Source organism: Pedobacter steynii (assembly GCF_900103665.1).
GTDB lineage: Bacteria > Bacteroidota > Bacteroidia > Sphingobacteriales > Sphingobacteriaceae > Pedobacter > Pedobacter steynii.
In genome coordinates this window covers 987950-996108 of the sequence record NZ_FNGY01000002.1, presented here as the reverse complement: position 1 = coordinate 996108, position 8159 = coordinate 987950, and the positions used below count along the sequence as shown (strand labels likewise).

The window sequence follows — 8159 nt, the reverse complement described above, 5'->3', positions numbered from 1 at the left end:
AAGTCCTGTTTCATTTTGATGACTGCCTGGCACCAGACTTTTTTCTGATGTCAATTTTAAGCTGTTCTTCTGCAATATCAATCAGGGTATCAAGGGCCTGGATTTTCAAATTGGCTTCGGCCAAAGCTTTTTGCAAAGCTTCGAGTTCAGTATTACTGGAATCAGTTGGGATATTTTGGGCCACTTCTACAGGTTTGAGAAGGCTAAGCTCTGCATTTTCTTCCTTATTTTTTTTGATCCAGTGTCTTATTATACTTGGATGAGAAATATTATAAGCAATCTGAGCCTCCCTAATGCTCATACCTCCATCGACCGCACGCATTACCGAACGTTTTTCTGACTGGGTATACGATCTACGCTTTGACGGAGATGAACCAGAGCCTCGCAGCCATTCCAAAAGCGTACTACTCGACATACCATATGCTTTTATAAGATCTCTACGCGGAACACCCTGGGCTTCAAGCTCCACAATTTGCGCGATTAATCGCTTGTCATAGGGCTGACCTTTACCCCTGTTTTTTGAAATGATAAATTCTGTTTCTGTTAGTTCCATACACTGTTTTTGTGTATAGCCTTTTTAGGAATCGACAAGCTGTCACGACACCTTCCCAAACCAGGTATTTACAAGGTATTCACCTGCCACAAACCAAAGATTTCAATCCCTTATTCCTAACCTGGCTTTACGAAATCGACCCGATTTTGTGGTATTCCTATAGACGCTTTACATCCTCCTTATACGCTCTGTCTTATACGTCTTTGACCTTACAAAAAAATAATCCCTTTCCCCTAACACCGTTGACTTAGTTTATTTACTTTTGATGTAAATAAAGATTTATCCCCTAACGATCATGACAGCGCCATTAGTTTTATATTCAGTTGAGCAACGCATTGCGACCATCTCCATCAACCGCCCGGAAAAGCGCAACGCTTTAAATCCTGAGCTGGTGAGCCTGTTAACAGAAACCTTAATACGTGCTTCTGAAGACGATGAAGTTAAAGTGATTGTGCTCAGGGCCAATGGAACCACCTTTAGTGCGGGGGCTGACCTGGCTTATCTTCAGCAATTGCAACAAAACACTTATGAAGAAAACCTCGCAGATTCAGAAAACCTGAAACGCCTCTTTACCACCATTTACTATTTACCTAAAGTCGTTATTGCCCAGGTGGAAGGACATGCCATCGCAGGAGGCTGTGGATTGGCTACTGTATGTGACATTACCTTCTCTGTTCCTGAAGCGAGTTTTGGCTATACCGAAGTAAAACTCGGCTTTGTACCGGCGATTGTATCCTGCTTTCTGCTTAGAAAAACTTCAGAAACCATTGCGAAAAGAATCCTGTATACCGGCGAATTATTCTCTGCACAACAGGCATTCGACTATGGTCTGATTACTTTTGTAACAAACAAGGAGGATATTCATCTTAAAGTGAAAGAATTTGCATTAAGTTTGTGTACTGAAGCCTCTGCAAATTCGTTAATGGTAACCAAACAACTGATTGGACAAACCACGAACCCCGAATTGGAAAACAGCCTTTCACTCGCTGTACAGATCAATGCAAGGGTTAGAGAAAGTGCCGATTTCAAAAAAGGTGTTGCTGCCTTTATCAGCAAAGAGAAAATTAATTGGTAAGTTTAAATAAACAAAAAAACTATTATATGTTAACATCTATCAAAACCGGCGTTTTAGCTGCAATCTTAGTAAGTACAGCCATCTTCGCTCAGGCACAAAAGAAAATTACTGAAGGAACTGTAACCATGGGAATCAGCTACGCATTGACTCCTGAACAAGAACCAATGGCAGCCATGTTACCTACTGAAACCAAAGTTAAATTCAACGGCAACATGTCGAGATTTGAATTGCAACAAGGTCCGGCTACAATCACCGTGATTTCTGATAATATCGCATTGAATTCACTGGTATTAATCGATGTTCCCGTAGCGCAAATGCAAATTGCAGTAAAAGGAACCAAAGAAGATTATGAAAAAGAAAAAGCCAATGATCCTAAGTTCAGTGATTTTAAAGCAACAGGGGAAAAACAAACCATTTTAACCTACAGTGCAGAAAAATATACTTACAAAGATGACAAAGGTGCTACTTATGAATTGTGGGCAACCAACGACATCGAACTTCCTGCAGGATTAATGGGGCAGGAATTTAAAGACGTAAAAGGTACGCCAATCAAATTCACGAGGTTCAACCGCGGTGTAAAATCTACAGCAACGATAAAAGCCTTTACTGAAGAAAAAGCAGGTCCGTTTACCTTAGATGTTCCTAAAGGATATGAACTTAAAACAATGGAAGAAGTAATGCAAATGCAAGGTGGAGGTCAATAACATCCGCTAAAATGTTCAAAAGCCTTATTTTTTTTATTAGATTCTACATTTTCTGGTTGTTATTTTTCTTTCTCGACCGGCTGATGTTCCTTCTTATTTACCATAAAAAGCTTGCCATGGTTCCCCTGTCGGAGACCATGGCAACTTTCTATCATGCCATTTCATTAGACCTCTCTATGGCGGCCTATTTGGCCATTATTCCAATGGGAGGTTATATCTACTGGTTCTTAAGCGGTAGAAAAGTGGTGGAGCTCAAATGGATTTCTATCTATAACATCGTCCTGATTGTGCTGTTCAGCATCATCTCGGTCGTCAATTTCAACATCTACAGGGAGTGGGGAAGTAAGGTCAATGCCAAAGCTATCGGTTTTGCCATTTCTACACCTACTGAAGCCATGGCTTCCAGTGCGTCCTCTCCTATCGGGTTATCCCTTGCCTTATTGGTGTTGATCATCGCCCTGAGCCTGTTTATGCAGCGATGGATCGTTTCCCGAAAACTGAACTTTGGCAGCAGTCCGGTCTGGTTACGTGCGATCGTTTCCGTTCTCTTGATTGCCCTTACCTTTCTGCTGATACGCGGAGGCCTCAGAGGTTCTCCGATTACGCAGAGCATGGCTTATTTTTCGAAAGAACAACTGCTCAACCAGGCCGCAGTAAATACGGAATGGAACCTGCTCAGAAGTTCGCTTTCTGAAAGAATGGCCAGAACAAATCCATACGTTTATTTTGACCCTAAAAAGGCGGATCAGCTGATTAAGGAACTGTATACTCCGGAAAAAGACAGCACCCTTCAAATTCTTAAAACCAGTAAACCCAATGTCGTTCTGGTGATCATCGAAAGCTTTACCGCTGACCTGACTCAAACACTCGGAAATGAAGCGGGAATTACCCCCCACTTCGACACACTGATGCACAAGGGCATATTGTTCGATCGCATTTACGCATCCGGCAATAGAACCGACAAAGGGATTATTGCTTCTTTAGCAGGTTTTCCTACACTCGCCTCGGGCAGTGTGGTGAAATGGCCGGAGAAGATGCAGAAATTACCTGCCATCTCCCAGTCGCTTTACAAAAACGGTTACCAAACCTCTTTCTATTATGGAGGAGAATCTGAATTCGACAATTACAAAGCTTTTATCCTCAGTCATGATTACCAGAGGCTAATTGACAGAAATAACTTCAAAGGAAATGAATTGCAGTCTACCTGGGGGAAATATGATGAAACCGTATTTGCCAGGCAGTTAAAGGACATGAATTCAGAAAAGCAACCTTTCTTTTCTACCCTGCTGACCCTGACCAATCATGAACCCTATAGCCTTCCGGGGAAACCAAAATTCGGGAATGCTGATAATGTGGCTAAATTTAAAAGTACGGCATATTACACGGATTCCTGTATCAACGCTTATCTGAACAATGCAAAAAAACAAAGCTGGTATCAGAATACCCTGTTCATATTTGTAGCAGATCATGGCCATGTACTTCCAAAACAGGCACATGAGATTTACAGTCCGGAGCGCTATCATATTCCGCTTCTTTTTTATGGAGAAGTGATCAAAGACGAATTTAAAGGCCGTAAGTTCAGCAATGTAGGTTCACAGATAGACATTGCAGCAACGCTACTGGCACAATTAAAAATCCCTTCAAAGGAATTTGTCTGGAGCAAAAACCTGCTGAACCCCTATACCAAACCTTTCGCTTATTTCACCTGGGACAATGGAATGGGCTTTATCGATAACCAGCAATGTGTTACCTTTGATAATGTAGGTAAAATGATCTTAGACAACAGCAATCCTAAAGACAAAGCCAAAACAACACAGGTACTTGACCATGCCAAAGCGTACCTTCAAAAAGTATATCAGCAATTTATAGAATTATAACAATGAATTTCAAAAACCTCTTTTTTAAGCTGACCGTCATTATCTTTCTTGGATATTGCGGACAAAGCCATGCACAGAAACAGTCTGACCTGAAATGGGCTAAGGATGGTAATTCTTACTATCAGGAGAAAGACGGAGATATTGTTTCCGTCACTTTACCAAAAAACGAACAAAAAGTAGTCCTGGACAGGGGTTTTCTTTACTCCAATTCTGCCAGCGGACTGGGCGAGATTAAAGATTTTCAAATCTCCGAAGATGGGAGTAAAATATTGCTCTATACCAATAGTAAAAAGGTCTGGAGATACGAGACAAGAGGAGATTATTTTGTCGCCGATCTGAAAACAAGAGCGCTGATCAAGGTTGGTAAAGACAAACCTGCTTCTTCTTTAATGTTCGCGAAGTTTTCTCCGGACGGAAGCAAAGTGGCTTATGTAAGTAAACATAACCTATACGTAGACGACCTGGCTTCCCGCAGCACAAAGACCCTGACCACAGATGGCACAGATCGCCTGATCAACGGTACATTTGACTGGGTGTATGAAGAAGAATTTGATTGCAGGGATGGATTCAGATGGAGCCCTGATGGAAAAACGATTGCCTACTGGCAGTTAGATGCCAGCAAAATCAGAAACTTCCTGATGATCAACAACACGGATTCTATTTATTCGTTCAACGTTCCGGTAGAATATCCTAAAGTTGGACAGGATCCTTCTTCCTGCAAAATAGGTGTCGTAGACATTAATAACGCGACAACCAAGTGGCTGGACGTTCCGGGAGATCACATTCAGAATTATATTCCAAGAATGGACTGGATTCCCAATACGAATGAAGTCATCCTTCAACAACTAAACAGAGAACAAAATGTAAGTAAACTTTTTGTGGCCAATGCCGGGTCAGGAGCCGTAAAAAACATCTACACAGAAACAGATAAAGCATGGATTGATGTGGCTCAGGGATGGGAATGGATCAATGAAGGCAAAGAATTCATCTGGGCAAGTGAAAAAGACGGATGGCGCCACCATTACCGCATCAGCAAAGATGGTAAAAAAGAAACATTGATCACTAAGGGTGATTACGATGTGATCGAGCGGGCATTGATCGATGAGAAAAATAACCTGTTTTATTTTATGGCCTCGCCAGAAAATGCCACTCAGAAATACCTGTTTAAAACAAAACTAAGTGGTGGTGGAAAAGCAGAAATGGTTACCCCTTCTATCCTGCCGGGAACACATAACTATGAGATCTCTCCGAATGGTATTTTTGCACGCCATCAGTACACCAATGCCACAGTTCCACAACTTACAGAGTGGATGAAGCTGACTACATTAAATCCATTCACTATGGATGGTAGCATTACCAGCCAGCTGGGCAGGGTAAAACCACCAAAAAATCAGGTAGAGTTCTTTAAAGTAACGACCGAAGATGGTGTAATTCTGGATGGATGGATGAAAAAGCCGGATAATTTTGACCGTACTAAAAAATATCCTGTTGTATTTTATGTATATGGTGAACCGGCTTCACAAACGGTAACAGATACCTATGGTGCCGGACGTAACTTCCTTTATGCAGGAGATATGGCTAAAGATGGTTACATCTATATTTCGATAGAAAACCGCGGTGCACCTGCTCCAAAAGGCAGAGAATGGCGCAAAAGCATTTATAAAAACATTGGTACGCTGAACATTCGTGATCAGGCAATGGCCGCCAAAAAGATTCTGGAATGGCCATTTGTAGATAAAGACAGGGTTGCGGTATGGGGATGGAGCGGTGGTGGTTCTTCCACTTTAAACCTGTTGTTCCAGTATCCTGAAATCTATAAAACAGGGATTGCAATTGCGGCAGTAGCCAATCAGCTGACCTACGACAATGTGTACCAGGAACGTTATATGGGATCACCGTTAAAATCAACTGAAGCGTATGTAAAAGGATCTCCTATCAGCTATGCAAAGAACTTAAAGGGAAATCTTTTGTACATCCATGGTACAGGTGACGACAATGTGCATTATCAAAATGCAGAAATGCTAATCAATGAACTGATCAAATACGGAAAAGTATTCCAGATGATGTCTTATCCGAACAGGACACACAGCATCAGCGAAGGGCAGGGAACCTTCCAGCATCTGGCCCTGACTTACACGCAGTTCCTTCAAAAAAACTGCCCTCCGGGAGGAAAATAAAATAACAAAGCAAAAGGATGGTCTGTAATTTACAGGCCATTTTTTTATGTTAAAAACACGAAAATCGGGAATATATCGTTAATATGGCGCAAATTTTGATATGTGTTGCACATCTCTGTTATAACACATAATATAAAAGGAGTTTTTTAATATAATCTGATCATACCTACACTAATTAATGGATAAAACAGCTGAAACTCCAGCCCATATAAGAAAAGAAGTCAAAACTCCCGGAAAGCTCAGCAGGATGTTTTTGTCATTCTATGATGTATGTCAATTCGTCACGCGCTTCTTTAAGGAAGGCTTCCTTCCTCCTTATGAAGGAAAAGAACTGATGAGGCAATGTTATGACATTGGCTATCGCTCATTGGCTTTAATCTCCTTAACCGGATTTATTACCGGCATCGTATTTACCAAGCAATCCAGGCCTTCTCTCGCAGAATTTGGCGCCACATCATGGCTTCCTTCACTGGTAGGTATTGCCTTACTCAGAACCCTTGCCCCCCTCCTCACCTCGCTTATTGCTGCAGGAAAGGTAGGCTCCAGTATTGGCGCGGAATTAGGCTCCATGCGGGTAACCGAACAAATTGATGCCATGGAGGTTTCGGCAACGAACCCTTTCAAATTCCTGGTCACCACCAGGGTACTGGCAGCAACCATCACGATCCCTATTCTGACCTTTTATACCGCAATGGTAGGAATGTTGGGTGCGCTATTAAACGTATCTCTTTTTGAAGATACCAGTGCAAGGGCATTTTTTCAGATGTCATTGGAATCAATTACCTTTTTAGACATTACCGCTTCCACAGTTAAAGCAGTCATCTTTGGCTTTACCATTGGTATTGTGGGATGCTATCAGGGCTATAACTCGTCGAAAGGAACAGAAGGTGTAGGTAAAGCAGCCAACTCCGCAGTAGTGATTGGTATGTTCCTCATCTTTATTGAAGAGATCATCTCCGTACAGTTTTTCAGTCTATTCAGAACCTGATCTTTTAACTAATGGAACAAAAGAAAACAACTGACAGAGATCAGGAAAAAGTAATAGAAGTCAAAGGGCTGTATAAATCCTTTGGCAATTATGAGGTGCTTAAAGGTGTTGATCTTGATCTTCACCGGAGAGAAAATCTTGTTGTACTCGGAAAATCAGGCACAGGAAAATCGGTATTGATTAAAATACTTGTTGGCTTACTGAGTCCCGACGAAGGAGAAGTAAAGGTATTGGGCCAGCATGTAGATCAGATCAGCTATAAAGAACTCCTGGCATTACGCCTGAAAGTAGGCTTTTCTTTTCAGAACAGCGCCTTATATGATAGTATGACGGTTAGGCAAAACCTGGAATTCCCTTTGGTAAGAAACCAGCGAAAGCTGACAAAAGGAGAAGTAAACCAGGCGGTAGAAAGGGTGCTTGATGCTGTGGGCTTATTGCAAACCATTAACCAGATGCCTTCGGAACTTTCCGGCGGACAAAGAAAAAGGGTGGGTATCGCAAGGACATTGATCCTGCAACCGGAAGTGATGCTTTATGATGAGCCCACCGCAGGACTGGATCCCATCACCTGTCTGGAAATCAATAGCCTGATCAATGAAGTACAGGAACGCTTTCATACCAGCTCGATTGTCATCACTCATGACCTCACCTGTGCAAAAGCAGTAGGCAACAGAGTAGCCATGCTGCTGGATGGTAAATTTGAACGCCAGGGAACCTTTGAAGAAGTATTTAACACCAGTGATGAACGGGTGAAACCATTTTACGATTATAATTTTATACAATAA

7 protein-coding genes are annotated in these 8159 nt (G+C 41.9%); 6 read left to right on the top strand and 1 reads right to left on the bottom strand.

All coding sequences use genetic code 11. The features are described from left to right. Positions 1-10: 10 nt before the first annotated feature. Positions 11-553: a helix-turn-helix domain-containing protein gene (locus BLQ87_RS33175; RefSeq protein ID WP_083361754.1), complete on the bottom strand. Its 543-nt coding sequence runs from the start codon at positions 551-553 to the stop codon at positions 11-13. A gap of 295 nt (positions 554-848) precedes the next feature. On the opposite strand from BLQ87_RS33175, the gene BLQ87_RS08200 reads away from it, so the two are divergent. The 6 genes from BLQ87_RS08200 (at position 849) to BLQ87_RS08175 (ending at position 8159) form a co-directional block, all read left to right on the top strand. Then, on the top strand, positions 849-1628 hold the full coding sequence (locus tag BLQ87_RS08200; protein ID WP_074605608.1) for an enoyl-CoA hydratase/isomerase family protein: 780 nt from the start codon (positions 849-851) through the stop codon (positions 1626-1628). Positions 1629-1654: 26 nt separating this feature from the next. Then, positions 1655-2332, top strand: coding sequence for a hypothetical protein (locus BLQ87_RS08195; RefSeq protein ID WP_074605692.1), 678 nt, complete (start codon positions 1655-1657; stop codon positions 2330-2332). A gap of 83 nt (positions 2333-2415) precedes the next feature. After that, a complete protein-coding gene (locus BLQ87_RS08190) occupies positions 2416-4209 on the top strand; it encodes an LTA synthase family protein (RefSeq protein ID WP_245723816.1) in 1794 nt (597 codons plus the stop codon). 2 nt (positions 4210-4211) lie between these two features. Beyond that, positions 4212-6386, top strand: a complete 2175-nt coding sequence (locus tag BLQ87_RS08185) for a S9 family peptidase (RefSeq protein WP_074605606.1) — start codon at positions 4212-4214, stop codon at positions 6384-6386. A 178-nt stretch (positions 6387-6564) separates the two neighbouring features. Next, a complete protein-coding gene (locus BLQ87_RS08180; RefSeq protein ID WP_074605605.1) occupies positions 6565-7374 on the top strand; it encodes an MlaE family ABC transporter permease in 810 nt (269 codons plus the stop codon). 11 nt (positions 7375-7385) lie between these two features. Next, a complete protein-coding gene (locus BLQ87_RS08175; RefSeq protein ID WP_074605604.1) occupies positions 7386-8159 on the top strand; it encodes an ABC transporter ATP-binding protein in 774 nt (257 codons plus the stop codon).